Source organism: Piscibacillus sp. B03, assembly GCF_052246295.1.
Lineage (GTDB): Bacteria > Bacillota > Bacilli > Bacillales > Alkalibacillaceae > Piscibacillus.
Genome location: NZ_JBQQCO010000005.1, coordinates 60625 through 81054, shown reverse-complemented (window position 1 = coordinate 81054; position 20430 = coordinate 60625). Strand labels below are relative to the sequence as shown.

The window sequence follows — 20430 nt, the reverse complement described above, 5'->3', positions numbered from 1 at the left end:
AATATGTTTCAACATAGTAGAAGCCGAATGTTAGTTAAATTACGCCTAACATTCGGCTTCAATTATATTGCTTCGTCAAATTGTTTCGCTTTACCGGTGAACTTGATCTTAAGCAATCGGTTTTTTGTTCTCGTCTAATGTAAAGCCCTCGCCAACCACATCATGAACTGATGTTACAGCTACGAATGCATGAGGATCAATTTCATTAATAATTTCTTTTAGCTTAACAATTTCATTTCTTCCTACCACACAATAAAGTACATTACGTTCCTCGCCAGTAAAACTTCCACTACCATGCAAAACAGTTACGCCTCGATCCATATGCTTTAATATGTGAGCAGAAATTCTATCACTATTTCCTGATATAATCATAGCTCCTCGAGCAGCATAAGCTCCTTCTTGGATAAAATCAATGACACGTGCTGCGATGAATACAGCCACTAATGTGTACATCCCTTGTATTGGTTTTAAATATAAAATTATAGAAGAAACAATAACAATGGCATCAAATAAAAACATTGTACGTCCCATACTCCACCCAACATATTTATGAACGAGACGCGCAATAATATCAACGCCACCAGTCGTACCACCATAACGGAAGATGATTCCAAGACCTACTCCAATAAACGTTCCTGCAAATAGAGCTGCTAATGTCATATCATTTCTTAATGAAAATTCTAGAGGGAAAATTTGAAAAATCCATAAAAAAATTGAGACAGCAAAGGTCCCCATCACTGTGTAAATAAAAGTAGTGATGCCTAAAAGTCTCCACCCAATAAAAAATACTGGTATATTTAATACTAAGTTCATAATACCCGGATCCATATTAAACATGAAGTACAACAATAAGGTGATACCAGTAAATCCACCTTCAGCTAAATTGTTTTCCATATTAAAGTTAACAATTCCAAATGAAAATATAGCTGACCCAATTAATATAAATATTGTATTTTTAACTTTAATGTTATATTTCATTTTACCCCTCCTAAAAAAGAAAGCACTTTAAATATTATAGTCAATGGATATTTTTGGTTCAATATAAAATAAAAGATTTGTCAAAATAGTTGGATTTAGCTACCATTAGGATAGGCAATTAGAAAGGTGATTATCATGACAAATTCAAAACAAGATCTTCAACAAATGCAAAAACGTGTTGATGAGTTTATTAGTCAATTTAAAGAGGGGTACTTTTCACCCTTAGCTATGACAGCAAGGCTAACAGAAGAGTTAGGTGAATTAGCCAGAGAAGTAAACCATTATTACGGAGAAAAACCAAAGAAGAGTTCTGAAAACGAGAAACTCATTGAAGAAGAATTAGGTGATTTATTTTTTGTTTTAATTACATTTGCTAATTCTTTAAATATTGATTTATCTGAAGCGTTTGATATAAGTATGTCTAAAATTGAACAGCGAGATCAAAATAGATGGACGAAAAAGGAGAATGATAATGACTAACACGATTAACGTAATGTTGGCAGGACCAAGAGGGAAAATGGGAACTGAAGCCCTTAAAATGATTGAGAATACGGAGAACTTTAATTTAGTTGGTTGTATTGACCGTAAACATAATGGGCAATCAATTAAAGAAGTTGATGGATTACCTAATTTAGATGCACCAATTTATACAGATGCAGTAGAAGCATTCGAGCGATTGAATGCAGATGTGTTCATTGATTTAACGAACCCTGAAACGGGATATAAACATACGAAATTAGCTTTACATAATCACATAAGACCTGTAATTGGGACCTCAGGTTTCTCTGAAGAACAGTTGGAAGAATTAAAGCAATTAAGTAGCAGTCAACAAACAGGAATCGTAATTGCGCCGAACTTCGCTATTGGTGCAGTATTAATGATGCGTTTCTCTCAAATGGCAGCTAAATACTTTCCTAATGTTGAAATTATCGAAAAGCACCACGATGAAAAGTTAGATGCTCCTTCAGGTACAGCTGTTAAAACAGCACAACTTATTAGGGAAGTGAGAACATCACAAAAGCAAGGTCATCCAGATGAACATGAAACGATGGATGGTGCTAGAGGTGCAGAGTTAGATGGGATGCATATCCATAGCATAAGATTACCAGGGTTCATAGCTCAACAGGAAGTCATATTTGGTCAAAGTGGACAAACCCTTACGATTAATCATAATTCGACTGATCGCCAATCATTTATGAGTGGTGTTAAATTTGCAGTGGAAGAGGTTATGAAGATTGACCATTTTGTATACGGTTTAGAAAATTTAATGGAATAGTAGGTGTTTATTTTGAATATTGCACTCATTGCTCATGATCTAAAGAAGCAAGATTTAATAGATTTTATTACAGCCTATAAGGATATTTTTACCGAGCATGATTTATTTGCAACTGGCACGACCGGAAAAATGATTGCTAATGAAACAGGTTTAACCATTCATCGTTTTCAAAGTGGTCCGTTAGGTGGAGACCAACAGATAGGCGCCAAAATTGCTGATGACGAGATGGATATGATTATATTCTTTAGAGATCCGTTAACAGCCCAACCTCATGAGCCTGATGTTTCAGCATTACTACGTTTATGTGATGTGTATAAGGTTCCATTAGCAACAAATGAAGCCTCTGCTGAAATTTTAATAAGGGGACTTGGAAGTGGCTGGTTAGACTGGCGTGCAATTAAAGAAAAGAGAGTAAGATACGATGAGTAAAAAGATAGGTATTGTTTGTTACCCAACAGTTGGTGGTTCTGGTGTTGTTGCTACAGAACTAGGAATCCAACTTGCAGAACAACAATATGAAGTACATTTCATTTCAACGACCATGCCGTTTAGACTAAAAAGACTATATCCTAATATCTACTTTCATGAAGTAGAAGTCTCAAATTATCCCGTTTTTAAGAATCCGCCATATGATTTAGCTTTAGCCAGTAAAATAGCTGAAGTTATTGATCGGGAAAAATTAGATATTATTCATGCGCATTATGCTTTACCACATGCGATTTGTTCTATATTTGCCAAACAAATGGCAGAACGTGAAGTTAAAATTGTGACAACTCTACATGGAACTGATATTACAATTTTAGGTGTTGATAATAATCTTAAACATATGATTCGTTATGCGATTGAAGAATCCGATGAAGTGACAGCTGTTTCTAAAAGTTTAAAGAAACAAACTGAAGAGGCATTTCAGGTCCAAAAACCCATTAATGTTGTGTATAACTTTATTGAACCTGTGAAGGAAGCAACATTAACGGAAGAAGATTTGAAATATAAGTTTGGGATCAGTGAACATGAGAAAGTGTTAATACATATTTCAAACTTCAGGCAAGTTAAACGTGTAGAAGACGTTGTGAGAGTTTTTAATGAAGTAAAGAAGCGTATGGATGCTAAACTTTTACTAGTTGGGGATGGCCCTGAACATTTGCGTATTAGGAATTTAGTGCAAGAATTTGGATTGGACCAAGATGTTCTGTTTCTTGGAAGACAAGATAACGTACATGACTTATTGAATATAAGTGATTTAAAACTTTTGCTTTCAGAAAAAGAAAGTTTTGGATTAGTACTTTTAGAAGCAATGATTAGTGGGGTTCCTTGTATTGGTACAAATGTTGGAGGAATACCAGAAGTTATAGTAGATGGAAGAAATGGTTATGTATGCGAAGTTGGTAACATAGAAGATATTTCAAGTAAGGCGATTAGATTATTATCTAACGATGAGTTATGGAATGATTTTTCTAAACATGCTAAAGAATATGCTTTTCATAATTTCAATTCTCAATTAATTGTAAAGAAGTATGAGGCTATATACGATCAGTTATTAAATAGCTAATGCAGGGTGGAAATCATGTTAAAAGAACCTTTTCAAAAAGCAGAACCTATTATGAAGCAGCTTGAAGCACATGGATATGAAAGTTATTTGGTTGGTGGTGCTGTAAGAGACTATTTAGTGAATCGTCAAATAGGTGATATTGATATTGCAACAAACGCGACTCCACAAGAGGTTCAACAAGTGTTCTCTAAAACTGTTCCAGTCGGCATTGAACATGGTACGGTATTAGTTTTACATAATGGAGAATCCTTTGAAGTCACCACCTATCGAACAGAAAGCGATTATCAGGATTACCGTCACCCGAGTGAAGTGTCATTTGTCAAAGATATTAATTTGGATTTAAGTAGAAGAGACTTTACTATTAATGCCATAGCCATGAATCGTCATGGAGAAATTTTAGATCCATTTGAGGGTAAAAAGGATTTAGAACGACAATTAATTCGAACGGTTCGTTCACCACAGGAACGTTTTGAGGAAGATCCGTTACGAATGCTTCGTGGCGTGCGTTTTATCAGTCAGTTGAATTTTGATATGGACTTGGATACAACGGATGCTATTAAAGAACTACATCATTTGCTTAACAAAATATCGGTGGAACGAATTACTGATGAAATGATGAAACTTTTCACTCAACCTTATATAAATGCCGCTCTAAAAGTCATCGATGATTCAGGAATGTACGGTTCTTTACCAATATTTAATGAAAACAATAAGCTATTTTTCGAATTAAAGAAAATAGACTTTAATCAACCATTAAACCATCCTGGCGTTATGTTTGCCCTATTTTACTTATTAGATTACGAGGTATCATTACAAAAATGGATAAAGACGTATAAAGTATCCAATCAAATTAAACGCCAAGCAATACATATTGTAGAGTGCTATAATTTATACAAGCACCAAGGACTATCAGATTGGGTTTTATATAAATCAGGTAAACAAATGAAAGATTTATATCAAATTATTTGCTTATTAGACTCGCCATTACCATCAATAGAAGAGCTTGAAAAACGTTATCTAATGCTCCCTATTAAGTCTAGAAGTGATATCGTGATTTCTGGCCAAGACCTTCTTCAATGGTTTGACCATGTAAAGAAAGGCAAATGGATCGGTAACTTCTTAACTGAAATAGAGAGATTGATTGTAATAGGTGAGCTTAGAAACGATCGACATGAGATTGAAAGTAGGGTGAGGGAATGGAAAGTACAAGAAAAAAGTTAATTGATTTACTATCAAATCATGAACAGCCGTACATATCTGGCCAACAACTTTCGGAAGAATTACAAGTTTCTCGTTCTGCTATTTGGAAACACATGAATGCCCTTAAAAAGGAAGGTTATCAAATCGAAGGGGTTACTAATAAAGGTTATCGAATTGTAGAAACTCCTCATGATTTATCAGAAACAGCCCTTAGATGGAATTTAAAAACCGAATGGCTAGGACAAAACCTAGTCTATAAAGAGCAAGTAACCTCAACTCAAATTGTAGCTCATGACCTTGCCCGTGAAGGAGCAGAGCATGGAACAGTCGTTGTCGCTAAGGAACAGACTAAAGGTCGTGGTCGTATGCGTAGGTATTGGGAGTCAAAAGATGGAGTGGGGTTATGGTTCAGTTCAATTTTAAGGCCTGAAGGTGTGGAACCTAAACGTGCTTCTCAAATGACGTTAGTAGCTGCTGTTGGGATTGCTGATTATCTATCAAAAAGAGGTATAGATATAAAAATCAAATGGCCAAATGATTTATTTATAAACGGGAAAAAATTGGCAGGTATTTTAACTGAGATGCAAGCAGAACAAGATGCTGTTGAATACATCATACTCGGCATAGGTATTAACATGAACCATGAGAAACAAGATTTATTTGAATCCGAAAAGAATAAGGCAACTTCTTTATACATAGAAACAGATCAGCTCTTTAATTTAAATATTGTATTAAAAGACTTGTTAAATGAATTAGAATCTAAATTTGATCTATTTATTGAAGATGGGTTTTCCACCATAAAAGAAAAGTGGGAAAGTTATGCTTACAAACTAGGTGAATGGGTAACAATTAAAACTCAGTCCGAGTGGGATGCTAAAGTGTTTGGAATAGACGAAGATGGAGCCTTAATGGTAATGGACCAAGATAATCAGATCCACCACTTATATTCGGCTGAAATTCTTTGGTGAGAGGTGTTTAGATGAAAACGCATCGTTCATTTTTAAAATTGAAAGAGGAGTCAAAAAAGATTGCTATGATGACTGCATATGACTATCCTTCTGCTAAAGCAAGTGAACAAGCAGAAGTTGATATGATTTTGGTAGGAGATAGCCTTGGAATGGTAGTTTTAGGATATGATTCAACCATTCCAGTAACGATTGAAGATATGATTCATCATGGTAAAGCAGTTAAACGTGGTGCACCAAATACATTTACAGTCGTTGACATGCCCTTTATGACATTCAATATCTCGTTAGAAGACACATTGAAGAATGCTAAGAGATTATTTCAAGAGACAGGAGCTCAAGCATTAAAACTTGAGGGTGGACAAGAGGTATTAGAACAAGTAAATGCTTTAACAAAAGCAGGTATTCCTGTTGTTGCTCATATAGGTTTAACACCACAAACTGTTAATGTCATGGGTGGCTACCGGGTTCAAGGGAAAACAAATGAAGATGCAAAACGATTAATTGAAGATGCAAAAGCTTTAGAAGAAGCAGGTGCTATTGCATTAGTGCTAGAGTGTGTTCCAGAGAAATTAGCTAAGATCATAACAGAAGAAGTTCACATCCCGACAATTGGCATTGGGGCTGGTAAATTCTGTGATGGACAAGTATTAGTTTATCATGATTTATTACAGTATGGGGTAGAACGATTAGCTAAATTTGTGAAACCATACACAAATTTGAATGAACAGGTTCACTCAGCCTTAACTTCTTATATCAAAGAAGTTAAGGAAGCTGAATTTCCAAAGGAAGAACATACTTATTCTATAGATGAAGGTGCACTCAAGGGATTATATGGAGGAACGAAATGAAAGTAATAGATAAAATTGTTGAAATGAAACAATTTATTTACTCAGTAAAAGAAAAGGGACAATCATTAGGTTTTGTACCGACGATGGGCTACCTACACGAAGGGCATAGAGCACTAATAAAAGAGGCTAAAAAACATAATGATGTTGTCGCTGTAAGTGTATTTGTCAATCCACTTCAATTTAATCAATCTTCAGATCTCGAACAATACCCAAGGGATTTTTTAAGAGATGAAAATATATTAACTAATGACGGAGTAGATGTCGTGTTCTATCCTTCGGTAGATGAGATGTATCCAAATGAGCTTTCCATCGAAATGAATGTCGTTAAGCGAACGAACGTCTTATGTGGTAGTTCTAGACCTGGGCATTTTGAGGGTGTCGTTACGGTTTTAACTAAATTATTTAATATAGTTCAACCAGATCAAGTCTATTTCGGTTCAAAAGATGCACAGCAAGTCGCCGTAGTGGACGCGTTAATCCACGATTTAAATTTCGATATTCGATTAAATCCTGTTTCAACAGTTAGAGAAAAGGACGGGTTAGCATTAAGTTCAAGAAATGTAAATTTGACTACTTCAGAACGAACAGAGGCTTCTGAGATTTTCCAATCATTATTAAAGGGGCAAGAATACATATTGAATAATCCCAACTGGGAACGCCACCAGGTTATTGAAATTATTAAAAATTATTTAGATGAACACACTACAGGTAAAGTCGACTATGTGGATTGCTTATCATTCCCTAATTTATTAGATGATATTGATAAAAACCATGATATAATTATTGCGGTTGCGATTTATTATCAGAAAGCACGACTAATTGATAATTTGATTCTCAACCATAACGGCTTTATTAAGTATGGGAGTGAATAACATGTTTAGAACACTAATGAATGCTAAGATCCATCGTGCAACGGTTACAGAAGCAAATCTAAATTACGTTGGTAGCGTTACGATTGATCAAGATATATTAGAACTGGTGGGGATACTTCCTCATGAAAAAGTTCAAATAGTGAATAACAATAACGGAGAACGAATTGAAACTTATGTAATAGCTGGTGAGAGAAATAGTGGTGTCATTTGCCTTAACGGAGCTGCTGCAAGGAAGGTTCAGAAAGGTGATATTGTGATTATCATGTCTTATGCAATGATGACGAAAGAAGATGCTTTAAACCATCAGCCTAAAATTGCAATTTTAAATGAATCAAACGAAATCGAACAATTGCTGACGGAAGAAGCCCCTATGACAATGATGTAACTCCCAGCGTGGGAGTTTTATTTTTGGTACAGAAAAGAGGTGGGTTTTAATTGAATCGTTTTGTCGTTGTAGACTTAGAGACGACTGGTCACTCGGTGAAAAAAGGTGACGAAATCATAGAAGTAGGACTGGTCGTTGTAGAAAATAAAGAAATTGTACAAGAATATTCATCAAAAATAAAACCGGATCAACCGATTCCACCATTTATAACAAAGCTTACTGGTATGACAGACGAAGATGTAAAGAACGCACCTAAATTTAAGGATATTATTCCGGAATTATTGTCATATCTAACAGATGCTTATTTTGTAGCACATCAAGTACAATTTGATTATAACTTTTTAAATGAATCATTAATACAACATGGTTATGAACCACTTCAGTTACCTGTGATTGATACAGTTGAAATGTCCAGAGTATTATTTCCAACTGCCGATAGTTTTAAACTAGAAGATATTACGAGCTATTTAAATATAAAACATTATTCGCCACACCGTGCATTATCAGATGCATATGTAACAGGACTTTTATTAATTAAATTATTGAATAAGTTAGAGTGGTTGCCTTATGAAACCCTTAACCAAATTCTACCGTTAACACGCCTTTTTAATGGAGATGTTGAACAAATAGTCGAAGAGAATATTCAGCATAAAAGGTATAAAAAAACTTCAAAGGATATTGTTTTTGAAAATGGATTTGCTGTTAAGAAGTTAAAACCCTACTTTAGTAATGGCTCTGATCAAAAGAAAATGACGTTTGATGAATTTATTGATCAAATTAATGAACAAGACGGCTTTTCTTTGCGTGATGGTCAAATTAAAATGGCGCACCAAATCGTTGAATCATTAAAAGAACGTCGACACGCTGTTATAGAAGCTGAAACTGGGATTGGAAAAACTTTAAGCTATCTTATAGCTGCAATTTATTTTGCTCAAACCACCGATTCTAAAACATTAATTAGTACAAGTACTATTCAATTACAACATCAGATTATTAACCGTGATTGGGACATGATCTCTAAAATATTAAAACAGAATCATGTCATATCCGTTTTAAAAAGCCCAAACCATTATGTTAATTTATCTAAATTACGATATTACTTAGAGGAATTTGACGATTATAATTATGATTCAGCACTTAGTTTAGCAATTATTTTAGTATGGTTAACTGATACGTTTACAGGAGATAAGGATGAAATTCAATTGCCATCCAAAGGTGAAGAAATTTGGCCATTTATCTCTGGAGAGAACTCATTTGAAGACGATCAAAGAGGTTCTTACTTCCAATTAGCTCTAAGTCGGTCTAGCAAATCATCAGTAGTGGTTGTTAATCATGCCTTTTTAATTGTAGACCATTTATTTAAAACAAAGCGTTTAACGGATTATGAGTATTTGGTTATAGATGAAGCACATAGATTGCAAGAAGTAGTCCAAAAGCAACTCGGTAAGTATTTGGACTATGTATCTATTGCTCATGTATTAAACAGTGTAGGAAAATTAACTGAACATACAGCTGTAGAACGCCTTAAACACTCAGCGGATCAATTTTTTAGGTCAATTCATCAAGCTGTGCTCTTTTTACATTCTGAAAAAGATTCATTAACAGATACGGGAAAGGTTCAACTTTCTTTAGATCAATATCATTTAAATGTGATATTATCTGGTCATTTAAAACAACAATTAAATGAATTGTTACTTGATATAACTCAATTAATTTCTATCTTAAAACAAAACAAATATAACAATAATTGGAAACGACTCACAAAAAATAAAGTCATAGAAGAACTGGAAGAAATTAGTTTAACTTTAACTGCCTTTTTTGAACAAGATGATTCTAAAGCTAGATGGATTGATATTGACCAAGATGGTGCTAAAAATTCTGTTCAGTTGAATATAGAACCAGTTCAGGTTCAATCATTTATTCAGTCAACTATAATTAGGGAAGATCGACCAACGATATTAATGAGTGCAACAATTAGAACGAATCACTCTTTTGATTCCTTTTTAGATGATATAGGACTTAGTGAAAATACAAATTGTATGTATTTACCTTCTCCATATGATTTTCAACATCAAGTTCGTATGTATGTACCGAATGATTTCCCAAGCATAACCCAAACAGATTCTAAGGAGTTTGATAAGTCGGTAGCTTCCTTTGCTATATCTTTAATTGAAGAATTAAATGATAAAGCAGTTATTTTATTTACGTCCTATGAAATGTTGAAATCGGTTTACAAAATGATTAAAGTGTTAGACCGTAATCAAGAAATTCCGTTATTAGCTCAAGGCGTTCAAACCGGAAGTAGAGAGAAGCTTAAAAAACTCTTTGAGAAATCAGATAAAGCCTTATTATTAGGAACGAGTTCATTTTGGGAAGGAATTGATATTTATAATGAATCCCTTAAAATAGTTGTTATGGTTCGTTTACCTTTTGATACTCCAAATCACCCAATGTTCCAGGTTAAAGCAAAGCACCTAGAGGAAAGAAATAAGAATGCATTTTACCATTGGATGTTACCACAGGCAATATTAAGGTTCAGGCAAGCATTTGGGAGGTTAATTCGTTCAGAATCGGATCACGGTTTGTTTATCGTATTAGATCAACGAATTATGACTAAACCATATGGAAAACAGTTCTTAAAATCAATACCTGAAGTACCTTTGCTTCATGATCGAACTTTTCGTATCTTTTCAGATGCAAAAAACTGGTTGTCATATAAGTCCAATAAAGACAAATGATAATAGTCAGTGATAATAAAAGCAGGTGAAGGGTCATGATTGGTCGTATTTTATTTGCGTTTATATGTATTTTCATCTCTTCAGTCATTTCCATTCATGCTGAAGAAGAGCTTGTTTTCGAACCATTAACATCAGGTAATTTTGCCATTATGTATCTTAATCAAGATGAGGTTTTTCTTATCAATACTGGAAGTTCAAGTAGCCAATCTGAAGTTAAAAGATATTTAAGGAAATTAGAAGATAAGCATATTAAAGGTATTTTAATTTCAAAAGTGAACGAACAAAACTGTGGTAATTTGGAAATGATTCTCAATGATGTAGAGGTCGACAATCTTTACTTACCTAAAAACAATAAAGAACTATGTAAAGTTCCGGACGAATTTAAGAAACAAACTTATTTCCTCAGTAAAAATGAACGGATTGCAATTAGTTCGAAGTATTACATTGATCATATTTATAGTCCTGATACTGAAAGTAGTCACATTGCTATATCTAATGGTAATTTTATTTGTTATTGGTATGAAGGAGCTATTAACCATGAATTATGGAATCAAGAGACTCAGGTGATTTATTTGACGGATAGCCCATCGGCAAACCTAACCGAAGAGGATTTGGTAAAGTTAGACCCTGAGGTAGCGATTATTAACAGAAAAGGGGAAATAAGGTCGTTGATTGAGCTTTTTCAAAAACAATGGGTAGATATATATGCATTAAGAAGTGGAGTATCAGCCCATATAACGATAATGCAGGATGATTACGAGTTGTACCTAAAAAGGGAATAATTCAGAAGAAGTTATGTATAAGCTAACAATTTTTAATATTGAATTGTTATAATAATAGCAGTGATTAATTTTAAAGGATGAATACATTGAATTTACGCAAAATATTTCTCATTGCTGGAATAATTTTAGGCATTACTTTTATTACATTTGTAGTTGTGCTATCGGTCACTTATAATCAAGTACAAGGTGATAAAGTAGCTCTACATGAAGAGACTTTGAATAAAGCAATTAGTGAGACGCCGTTAGTCGGGTCTAATTCTTATTCGTTATTTAATGGTCGTCATTCTTATGTCGTAATTGAAGGCATTGATGATGATGAACGCTCTTTATATGCTTTTGTTCCATATGATTTGGAGGAAGAGGGAGAAGAAAATCTACCTGAAGTTAACTATGTATACCAAGAAGAGGGTTTAAATGAAGACGAAATGTTAGAAAAATGGTCCTCAAATTGTGAACAATGCAAGTTAGATGAAATGAACCTTGGTATTGTAAACAATCGTGTAGTTTGGGAGATGATTTATGAACGAAATCAGCGTTTATATTTCCAAACATATCGATTTGATAACGGTGAACTATATGATTCTATTTCTTTTAGGAAATGATTACATAGGAGGAGATGTTTACTTATGAATTTAGCAGAAAGAGTTCAAGCCTTAACACCATCAACTACACTAGCCATTACTTCTAAGGCTAAAGCATTAAAAGAAGCAGGTCATGATGTGATTGGCTTAGGTGCTGGTGAACCAGACTTTAACACTCCAGAATATATTTTAAATGCTGCAAAAAAAGCAATGGACGAAGGTAAAACGAAATATACTCCAGCTGGTGGGTTACCCCAGTTAAAAGAAGCTATTATAGCTAAATTTCAAAGAGACAACCAGTTAGAGTACAGCCAAAACGAAATAATTGTGACTACAGGAGCTAAGCACGCGCTTTACACATTATTTCAAGTCCTTCTAAACAAAGGCGATGAAGTGATTGTGCCTATTCCTTACTGGGTTAGTTATCCAGAACAAATCAAGTTATCTGAAGGAACACCAGTATACGTTAAAGCAGAAGAGAAAAATCAGTTTAAACTGACTCCCAAACAACTGGAGGACTCTATTACACCTAGCACAAAAGCAGTCGTACTGAATTCACCCAGTAATCCCACTGGCGTGCTATACAGTAAAGAGGAATTAGAAGCTTTAGGTGAAATAGCACTCAAGCACGATTTATGGATTGTGTCCGATGAAATTTATGAAAAATTAATCTACGGATCAGGACAACACATCTCCATTGCTTCGATTTCACCAGCGTTAAAAGAAAAAACGATTATCATTAATGGAGTAAGTAAATCGCATTCTATGACTGGTTGGAGAATAGGCTATGCCGCTGGAAACGAAACGGTGATTAAAGCGATGTCCAATCTAGTTTCTCATGCCACGTCTAACCCTACTTCTATTGCTCAATACGCGGCTATTGCAGCTTATGAGCATTCTGAGGAAGAAATTAACAATATGAAAAAAGCTTTTGAAGAACGTTTAAATAAGTTATACAATTGGATAGTGGAAATTCCAAACATAACTTGTGTTAAGCCAGATGGAGCTTTTTATCTTTTTCCTAACGTCAAAGAAGTAGTGAAAGCCTCACCATTTAATACAACAGATGAATGGGTTGCGCAATTGCTTGAAGAAGAAAAAGTAGCCATTGTTCCAGGTTCAGGCTTTGGATCAGAAGATAATGTTCGATTATCATATGCGACTTCATTAGAACAACTAGAAGAAGCGGCTAAGCGAATCAAACGATTTGTAGAAAAATATTCTTAATATGACGAGGAGGAGAACAATTTGAAAACGACAATATCGCAAGTTAAAAACCATGTAGAAGAGACTGTTACAATCGGCGCATGGTTACATAATAAACGATCAAGTGGTAAAATTGCTTTCTTACAATTGAGAGATGGTACAGGATTTATTCAAGGGGTAGTCGTTAAGTCAGCTGTGTCAGAAGAAGATTTTGATTTAGCTAAATCCCTTACACAGGAAACATCCTTATATGTCACTGGAAAAGTAGTTGAAGATACAAGAAGCCCACTTGGTTTTGAACTACAAGTCACAGGATTAGACGTCATTCAAGATGCTGTAGACTATCCAATTACACCAAAAGAACATGGCACAGAGTTTCTAATGGACCATCGTCATCTATGGTTACGCTCTAAGAAACAACACGCGATCATGAAGGTAAGAAATGAAATTATCCGTTCAACGTATGAGTTCTTTAATCAAGAAGGTTTTGTAAAAGTAGACCCACCAATATTAACGGGTGCATCAGCTGAAGGGACAACGGAATTATTCCATACAAAATATTTTGATGAAGAAGCCTACTTATCTCAAAGTGGTCAGTTGTATATGGAAGCAGCGGCTATGGCTTTAGGGCGAGTATTTTCATTCGGTCCAACGTTTAGAGCTGAAAAATCTAAGACAAGACGTCATTTAATCGAGTTCTGGATGATTGAACCTGAAATGGCATTTATGGATCATGATGAAAGCTTAGAAATGCAAGAGGAATACGTTTCATTTGTGGTTCAGTCTGTTCTAAACAACTGTAAGCTAGAGCTTGAAACATTAGAACGTGACACATCCAAATTAGAAAATGTGAAGCCGCCATTCCCAAGAATTACTTACGATGATGCAATTCAATTCTTAAAAGACCAAGGCTTTGATGATATCGATTGGGGAGATGACTTCGGTGCACCACATGAAACAGCCATTGCTGAAGCATATGACAAACCTGTTTTCATCACGCACTTCCCAGTTGAGATTAAAGCATTCTATATGAAACCAGATCCAAATAATCCAAACGTTGCCTTATGTGCGGATCTAATTGCACCTGAAGGTTATGGCGAGATTGTTGGTGGTTCAGAACGTATTGATGATTTCGAATTAATGCAACAACGCTATGAGGAACATGAGTTAGATGGACCTGCATATGAATGGTATTTACAGTTACGTCAATATGGAAGTGTCCCGCACTCTGGTTTCGGACTAGGTCTTGAACGTACGGTTGCATGGATTACAGGTATTGAACACATTCGTGAAACGATTCCATTCCCTAGATTATTAAACAGATTATATCCTTAAGTCAAAAAAGGGATGACTCTTACCATGAGTCATCTCTTTCTATTAGAAAAAATACAAAGGTGGGTACGTCATTGAACTTACCATTTTCATATCAGAAGCTTCTTATTGATCAAGTCAATATACCTTCAAGGTTAATTAAAGATTATCAGTCATTAGGATTATCTGAAGTGGATTTAATGGTTGTGTTACATATTATAAGGTGGCAGAAGGAGAATGACCTTTTACCGTCATTTGAACAAATCGCGCAATATATGTCGATTAATGCAAATGATGTATCAAATGTCCTCAAAAAAATGAGGAATCAAGGTTTACTAACCATTGATCAGCACGAAGATGACAATCGCGTTGTACACGAATGGTATTCTATAACACCACTGATTGAGAAACTTTACGAGGTCCAACAAGAAGTAAATCAATCAAAAGACGAGGAAGGTAAGTTGTTTAGTTTATTTGAGCAAGAGTTTGGACGTGCGTTGTCACCAATAGAAATTGAAACCATTAGTTACTGGTTAGACGATGACCGATTCAAACCTGCTCTAATTAAAGCAGCCTTAAGAGAAGCTGTTTTAATGGGTAAGTTAAACTTCCGTTATATCGACCGAATCTTAAATGAATGGAAGAAAAAAGGCATTAAAAGTATCAGTGAAGCGAAAGAAAACAATCAAACAAATTATAATCAATCTAACCAACAGAAGCCTACTAAAAAAAGAGATACGTCGGTGTATTATAATTGGTTAGAAGAATAAAGGGGGGAGTCGATGTTAAACAAAAAGGGAGTTAGGCAGGTACTTGATACACTTGAAGAAATGTTCCCAGATGCAGAGTGTGAATTAAATCATACAAATGAATTTGAATTATTAGTAGCTGTGGTTCTATCAGCTCAAGCAACCGATGCCTTAGTTAATAAAGTAACACCCGACCTTTTCAAAAAGTATAAAACACCAGAAGATTATTTAGCAGTATCATTAGAAGAGCTTCAAAATGATATTAAACGGATTGGGTTATATCGAAATAAAGCGAAAAACATTCGCAAATTAAGTGCAGACCTAATTGATAAACACGACGGGCAAGTACCGTCAAACTATAATGATTTAATTAATTTAGCAGGCGTTGGAAGAAAAACGGCAAACGTAGTTATGTCAGTAGCTTTTGGTGAACCAGCTATAGCAGTTGATACCCATGTTGAACGCGTGTCTAAACGGCTAGGAATCTGTAGATGGAAAGATTCTGTATTAGAAGTTGAAAAAACATTGATGAGAAAAGTACCAGAGGAAAAGTGGAGCGATACACATCATCGTATGATCTTCTTTGGACGCTATCACTGTAAGGCAAAAAGTCCAAACTGTCCCGAGTGTCCATTATTAGAAATTTGCCGAGAAGGTCAAAAACGTATGAAAAAACGAGGCTGAATAATCAGCCTCGTTTTTCTGTCTTATTTTTATTCTTGTTCATCATCTTCTGAATTTTCTTCATCAGATCCGTCTTCGCCAGACCCATCTCCAGATCCATCACCGGTACCATCTTCGTCATCTCCGGTGTCATCTTCACCAGTTTCCTCATCACCTGAAGAGTCGCCTTCGTCTGAACCATCTTCATTTTCTTCTTGACCATCATCATCGTCTGAAGGAGGGCCATTTCCGTTTCCGTTTCCAGGTCCATCATTATCCTCATCTTCTTCATCGTCACCAATTATGTCGTCTAAGAAATCTTCGTCTTCCTCTTCTTCAGGAGGCGTTTCAATAGACGTTCTTACTGGTTCTGATTCGTTCTCATCACCTTCAAAAGCTATTACTTCAAAGGTATAAGACGTTTCAGGTGAGATTTCGTCAAATACAATCATGGTTTCATTAATGGTAGCGACTTCCTGCATGCCACTATCATCAACTGATACATTAACTCTGAAACTTACTTCATCTGCTGCAGAGTGATCCCAAGATAGTTCAATAACACCACGTTCTTCATCAAATTCAGCAGTTAAGTTTTCAACTGGATCTGTCTGATCAAATTCTTCTGATACTTCTGATGGTTCAGTTCCTTTTACAAATAACTCTGTAACAATCTCACTGTCAGGTGTATAGTCGCTTGGTTTTTTAGCCGGTCTAGAACCTTTTTCGACCTTGGCTTCTACAACCGAATCAGGCTTTTCAAAATCTGGTGTTTCGACACCTTCTGACATGTGAGTCATTAGGTTTCCGAATACAGCTTTCGGTATATCCTTATCTTGTTGAGATAAAGTAGCATTTTCTTTTGAATATCCAGTCCAAACAGATATTGTAAAGTTAGTGCTGTACCCGACCATCCAAGAGTCATAATCATTGTTAGTTGTACCAGTCTTACCAGCAACAGGAAGGTTACCTACATTAACGCTTCTTCCTGTACCATCAGTTAAAACATCCTTCAACATATCCGAAATCATATAGGCAGTATAATCTTCCATAGCCATATTAGATTCAGGTTGCGTTTCAATCTCTTTTTGGTCATCAGGATAAACAATTTTCGTTACTGCATGCGGTTCATTGTAAATACCACCATTACCAAATGCTGCATAGGCTCCAGCTAATTGTAGAGGGTTGAATTGGTGATTCCCCCCAATTGAATCTGAATTATACAAAGTATCTGTATAAGGTAAGCCTAATCCACGAGCAAATTCTATTAGACGATCATCTGAATGATTATTTCTCATTTCATCAAAAGCTTTAAATGCTGGTACGTTAATTGATTGATATAACGCTTCTCGCATACTCATCCAACCACGGTAACGATCATCGAAGTTACTTAAACCATCTTCACTATAGTTATCGACCTCTTCATCACGTAACTGATGATAAGTTGACCATTTATCAAATTCTATAGCAGGACCATAGTCAATAATTGGTTTAATTGTTGATCCTGGTTGTCGACCACCCATAATAGCGTAGTTCTCACCAGCCCATATTCCTTCTTTATTACGGCCTCCACCTAAACCAAGAATAGCACCTGTTTTAGTATCAATAGCCGCAACACCTGCTTGCACTTGCTCGTCAGTAAATTGAACGGGACTATCTTCACTACTTAATAAATACTCAATTTGCTTTTGTGCATCTTGATCTAGTGTTGTATGAATAGTAAGTCCAGCAGAGTGAACTTCTACCTCGTCATCTAAAATTTGACCAGCTTCACGTAAAACCTGTTCAATAAATGCTTCATACGGAATATCTGATTCATAACTTTCTTGAATCATATCAGTAACACTAATGGCTTTAGCTTCTTCGGCTTCAGCTTCAGAAATCTTATCATGTTTTACCATTAAGTTAAGTACCGTGTTTCGACGTTCTTCAGCTAAATCAGGATTAACATGCGGATTATACGCATTTGGCCTTTGCGGAAGACCCGCTAGTAGCGCTGCTTCAGATAATGTTAAATCCTCTAAATTTTCTTTGCCGAAGTACGCCTCAGAAGCTTTTTGTACACCGTAAACGTCTTTACCATAAGCAATGATATTTAAGTACATAGCAAGAATTTCTTCTTTACTATATTCTTGTTCTAATTTAAATGCTAAATATTGCTCTTGAAACTTACGTTTTAAGTTCTTATCGGATGATAAGAAAGCATTTTTAACGACTTGTTGAGTAATGGTACTTGCACCTTGAGAACCAAATCCATTTCTAAAATTGGCAATGACGGCACCACCAATACGTTTTAAATCAATTCCGCTATGCTCATAGAATCTAACATCTTCTGTAGCTAATACAGCATTTTCTAGTACTTCAGGAATTTCATTATATTCTATGGCTTCGCGTTTCTGCGCACCGAGTTCAGCAATAACTTCTCCATTACGATCTAAAATAGTGGTTGATAATGGTACGTTTAACTCGTCTGCATTAAGTTCAGGAGCGTCCTTTATATAAGAGAACACTACGCCTGCAACAACAAACATACTTAGTAAACCAATAATTAATAATGATATAAGTACTTTTTTCCAATTAATTTTTCTTTTCTTTTTGGTTTGTTTTTTAGCTTTTCTGCTTTTAACTTCTTCGCTCATTTATATCTCCTCCATTGAAGTAAACACGGTCAACCACGGTTAAATAGTCCACTTTTTTCTGCAAAGTGAACGGAATTAAATAACCGTTATCTTTGATGTATTGGTAAGGTAACGATTTTCTATTACCCTCAAATTGTTGCTCCCAAACTTGTATAAATGGACGTATGGGAAGTAAAAAAGTTTCATTATAAATTTTAAATCGAATTATAAAAAAACAAATGCCACCATGTTCATCTACTTTTTTCATATGCTTGACTTGATGTTCATGTATGTTTGAAAAAGGTAGAGATGTTTTATTATTAGTCTGTTTGGCCTCAAAGTCAATATATAATCCCTTATAAATTCCATTGTAGTCAGTTGTAGACGGTTGTTGATAATAAGCTTCTTTTATAACTGCTGCACTTCTCTTAGGATAGTCTACTGAAACTACTTGTATAGGAGTAGGCTTTTTATGAATAATAGCTTGATTCGTTTCTAAATAGAATTTATTCGTTTCGTTTAACTCTTTTTCGAGGGTCATTCCTCGGTTACCAAACTGAGTGGGATTCAGTTTATTATAGTTTGCTTGATTTGTTGTTGAATTATGTTGGTTTTGTCGACTTCCCTTAGGGTACTTCAAGTTTATTCCTCCTCAACATCAATATTATACCAAATTTTAAAGAAGATGAATTTGGATATACTATTACAAAATAGTTAAGAAAGGCTGACAACATGATCCCGTTAATTGTCAACTACATTAAAGAGCAAACAAAAATACATAATCAAAATAATGTGACAAGAACAAAAGCTTACTTGGATTTCTATAGAAAGTTTCCAGAAATCAAATGGTCTTTTTTAGCAAGTTATGTTTCAAGAAACGCAGGGTGGAATATGACAGATTTGCAAAGTGAACCCTATGTTCAGTTTTTAAGTGAAGACCAAAGAAAATCGCTATATCTAACCTATGAAAGCATTAATTGGTATATTTTTCAAGACGCATACCCTCAATTGTTAATTTATCAGTTGTCAATGGAAAAGAATACACCACTATTCTTTTTATTTAAACATTTTCATATTTCTAAGTTTGTGGAAGAAGAGTGGTATCGCTTCTATAAGTATGGCGGTGAGGACCGGTTACTATATGCTCAAATTATTAATGAACAGAATTTGATTGAACAACCTATTATGGAACAACAACCATATAAAAGCAAAGTGTTTCATAAACTGCCTTTCAAAGGACAGAACATGGCTCATTTTAATGCTGTATTGCTACCTACTGAAGATGGAAAAATATATGGTGATTTTGTGTCTCATTTTTTAAGTGTTAGTAAACGGATTTCAATAGGTAAGAAGATTGCTAATTTATTATTCTATCCCGGTCTTTATCCTATGTTTTATTCCTTCGCAAAACATATTGAGATTACAGGTGACAGAATGGAGTATGAACAATTCCTGAACAAAGAAAGAATAACAGATAGTCATAAATTGGCTGATTTCTACAGGGATACTAAACACCAATTAAATGAATATCGTGAAGATTGGTCTTCGTACACTAAAGTAAAACGAAAATGGTTCAAAGAAGAATCAATCAAAAAGATAAAACCTATAAATAGCGAATTTTATAAAAAAAGAAAGTGGATTAAGGACTTAAGTTCGATTAAAGGATCAATAAAGCATGAATCTGTCGAAAAAAGCTAGAGTATAAGAAC

General features: G+C 34.9%; 20 protein-coding genes. 17 read left to right on the top strand and 3 right to left on the bottom strand.

Translation table 11 applies throughout. The annotated features are described in order from the left end of the window. Window positions 1–108: 108 nt before the first annotated feature. Entirely contained in the window at window positions 109–978 is an 870-nt protein-coding gene (locus ACTWQB_RS05210) for a YitT family protein (RefSeq protein ID WP_443138124.1), read from the bottom strand. Window positions 979–1113: 135 nt separating this feature from the next. On the opposite strand from ACTWQB_RS05210, the gene ACTWQB_RS05205 reads away from it, so the two are divergent. From ACTWQB_RS05205 to nth, 16 genes are all read left to right on the top strand, one after another. After that, complete coding sequence (locus ACTWQB_RS05205) at window positions 1114–1458, top strand: nucleotide pyrophosphohydrolase (RefSeq protein ID WP_443138123.1); 345 nt, start codon at window positions 1114–1116, stop codon at window positions 1456–1458. Beyond that, the gene (gene dapB / locus ACTWQB_RS05200) at window positions 1451–2254 is read left to right on the top strand and encodes a 4-hydroxy-tetrahydrodipicolinate reductase (protein WP_443138122.1); all 804 of its coding nucleotides are present in this window, start codon (window positions 1451–1453) and stop codon (window positions 2252–2254) included. Before ACTWQB_RS05205 ends, dapB begins: the two co-directional genes overlap by 8 nt. A 12-nt stretch (window positions 2255–2266) precedes the next feature. After that, window positions 2267–2683: a methylglyoxal synthase gene (gene mgsA / locus ACTWQB_RS05195; protein WP_443138121.1), complete on the top strand. Its 417-nt coding sequence runs from the start codon at window positions 2267–2269 to the stop codon at window positions 2681–2683. Beyond that, window positions 2676–3803 carry an N-acetyl-alpha-D-glucosaminyl L-malate synthase BshA gene (gene bshA, locus ACTWQB_RS05190; RefSeq protein ID WP_443138120.1) on the top strand — a complete coding sequence of 376 codons (1128 nt, stop codon included), beginning with the start codon at window positions 2676–2678 and terminating at the stop codon, window positions 3801–3803. The genes mgsA and bshA overlap by 8 nt, the downstream gene beginning before the upstream one ends. Window positions 3804–3818: 15 nt before the next feature. Then, window positions 3819–5024, top strand: a complete 1206-nt coding sequence (locus ACTWQB_RS05185) for a CCA tRNA nucleotidyltransferase (RefSeq protein ID WP_443138119.1) — start codon at window positions 3819–3821, stop codon at window positions 5022–5024. Further along, window positions 5000–5971 carry a biotin--[acetyl-CoA-carboxylase] ligase gene (locus ACTWQB_RS05180; protein WP_443138118.1) on the top strand — a complete coding sequence of 324 codons (972 nt, stop codon included), beginning with the start codon at window positions 5000–5002 and terminating at the stop codon, window positions 5969–5971. Before ACTWQB_RS05185 ends, ACTWQB_RS05180 begins: the two co-directional genes overlap by 25 nt. An 11-nt stretch (window positions 5972–5982) precedes the next feature. Further along, a complete protein-coding gene (gene panB / locus ACTWQB_RS05175) occupies window positions 5983–6819 on the top strand; it encodes a 3-methyl-2-oxobutanoate hydroxymethyltransferase (protein WP_443138117.1) in 837 nt (278 codons plus the stop codon). Next, window positions 6816–7691, top strand: coding sequence for a pantoate--beta-alanine ligase (panC, locus tag ACTWQB_RS05170; protein ID WP_443138116.1), 876 nt, complete (start codon window positions 6816–6818; stop codon window positions 7689–7691). The genes panB and panC overlap by 4 nt, the downstream gene beginning before the upstream one ends. A 1-nt stretch (window position 7692) precedes the next feature. Then, the gene (gene panD, locus ACTWQB_RS05165) at window positions 7693–8076 is read left to right on the top strand and encodes an aspartate 1-decarboxylase (protein WP_443138115.1); all 384 of its coding nucleotides are present in this window, start codon (window positions 7693–7695) and stop codon (window positions 8074–8076) included. Between the two features lie 50 nt (window positions 8077–8126). Next, complete coding sequence (locus ACTWQB_RS05160; RefSeq protein WP_443138114.1) at window positions 8127–10814, top strand: helicase C-terminal domain-containing protein; 2688 nt, start codon at window positions 8127–8129, stop codon at window positions 10812–10814. Window positions 10815–10849: 35 nt separating this feature from the next. Next, entirely contained in the window at window positions 10850–11596 is a 747-nt protein-coding gene (locus ACTWQB_RS05155; RefSeq protein ID WP_443138113.1) for a hypothetical protein, read from the top strand. Window positions 11597–11682: 86 nt separating this feature from the next. Next, the gene (locus tag ACTWQB_RS05150; protein WP_443138112.1) at window positions 11683–12198 is read left to right on the top strand and encodes a cell wall elongation regulator TseB-like domain-containing protein; all 516 of its coding nucleotides are present in this window, start codon (window positions 11683–11685) and stop codon (window positions 12196–12198) included. A 24-nt stretch (window positions 12199–12222) separates the two neighbouring features. Further along, window positions 12223–13404 carry a pyridoxal phosphate-dependent aminotransferase gene (locus tag ACTWQB_RS05145; protein ID WP_443138111.1) on the top strand — a complete coding sequence of 394 codons (1182 nt, stop codon included), beginning with the start codon at window positions 12223–12225 and terminating at the stop codon, window positions 13402–13404. Between the two features lie 21 nt (window positions 13405–13425). Further along, complete coding sequence (gene asnS / locus ACTWQB_RS05140; RefSeq protein ID WP_443138110.1) at window positions 13426–14718, top strand: asparagine--tRNA ligase; 1293 nt, start codon at window positions 13426–13428, stop codon at window positions 14716–14718. Window positions 14719–14789: 71 nt separating this feature from the next. Continuing rightward, the gene (locus ACTWQB_RS05135) at window positions 14790–15464 is read left to right on the top strand and encodes a DnaD domain protein (protein ID WP_443138109.1); all 675 of its coding nucleotides are present in this window, start codon (window positions 14790–14792) and stop codon (window positions 15462–15464) included. A gap of 12 nt (window positions 15465–15476) precedes the next feature. Then, entirely contained in the window at window positions 15477–16127 is a 651-nt protein-coding gene (gene nth / locus ACTWQB_RS05130) for an endonuclease III (RefSeq protein ID WP_443138108.1), read from the top strand. A gap of 29 nt (window positions 16128–16156) precedes the next feature. On the opposite strand, the gene ACTWQB_RS05125 is transcribed toward nth, so the two are convergent. Next, window positions 16157–18742, bottom strand: a complete 2586-nt coding sequence (locus ACTWQB_RS05125) for a PBP1A family penicillin-binding protein (RefSeq protein WP_443138107.1) — start codon at window positions 18740–18742, stop codon at window positions 16157–16159. Then, window positions 18726–19361 (bottom strand): Holliday junction resolvase RecU, encoded by a 636-nt coding sequence (gene recU / locus ACTWQB_RS05120; protein ID WP_443138106.1) that lies wholly within the window; start codon window positions 19359–19361, stop codon window positions 18726–18728. Before recU ends, ACTWQB_RS05125 begins: the two co-directional genes overlap by 17 nt. Before the next feature lie 92 nt (window positions 19362–19453). Between recU and ACTWQB_RS05115 the strand changes: the two genes are divergently transcribed. After that, window positions 19454–20419, top strand: a complete 966-nt coding sequence (locus ACTWQB_RS05115) for a DUF2515 family protein (RefSeq protein ID WP_443138105.1) — start codon at window positions 19454–19456, stop codon at window positions 20417–20419. Window positions 20420–20430: the final 11 nt, after the last annotated feature.

Coding starts and splice junctions, on each gene's coding strand:
- ACTWQB_RS05210 (WP_443138124.1), bottom strand. CDS start 978: ATGAAATATAACATTAAAGTTAAAAATACAATATTTATATTAATTGGG.
- ACTWQB_RS05205 (WP_443138123.1), top strand. CDS start 1,114: ATGACAAATTCAAAACAAGATCTTCAACAAATGCAAAAACGTGTTGAT.
- dapB (WP_443138122.1), top strand. CDS start 1,451: ATGACTAACACGATTAACGTAATGTTGGCAGGACCAAGAGGGAAAATG.
- bshA (WP_443138120.1), top strand. CDS start 2,676: ATGAGTAAAAAGATAGGTATTGTTTGTTACCCAACAGTTGGTGGTTCT.
- ACTWQB_RS05185 (WP_443138119.1), top strand. CDS start 3,819: ATGTTAAAAGAACCTTTTCAAAAAGCAGAACCTATTATGAAGCAGCTT.
- ACTWQB_RS05180 (WP_443138118.1), top strand. CDS start 5,000: ATGGAAAGTACAAGAAAAAAGTTAATTGATTTACTATCAAATCATGAA.
- panB (WP_443138117.1), top strand. CDS start 5,983: ATGAAAACGCATCGTTCATTTTTAAAATTGAAAGAGGAGTCAAAAAAG.
- panC (WP_443138116.1), top strand. CDS start 6,816: ATGAAAGTAATAGATAAAATTGTTGAAATGAAACAATTTATTTACTCA.
- panD (WP_443138115.1), top strand. CDS start 7,693: ATGTTTAGAACACTAATGAATGCTAAGATCCATCGTGCAACGGTTACA.
- ACTWQB_RS05155 (WP_443138113.1), top strand. CDS start 10,850: ATGATTGGTCGTATTTTATTTGCGTTTATATGTATTTTCATCTCTTCA.
- ACTWQB_RS05145 (WP_443138111.1), top strand. CDS start 12,223: ATGAATTTAGCAGAAAGAGTTCAAGCCTTAACACCATCAACTACACTA.
- nth (WP_443138108.1), top strand. CDS start 15,477: ATGTTAAACAAAAAGGGAGTTAGGCAGGTACTTGATACACTTGAAGAA.
- ACTWQB_RS05125 (WP_443138107.1), bottom strand. CDS start 18,742: ATGAGCGAAGAAGTTAAAAGCAGAAAAGCTAAAAAACAAACCAAAAAG.
- ACTWQB_RS05115 (WP_443138105.1), top strand. CDS start 19,454: ATGATCCCGTTAATTGTCAACTACATTAAAGAGCAAACAAAAATACAT.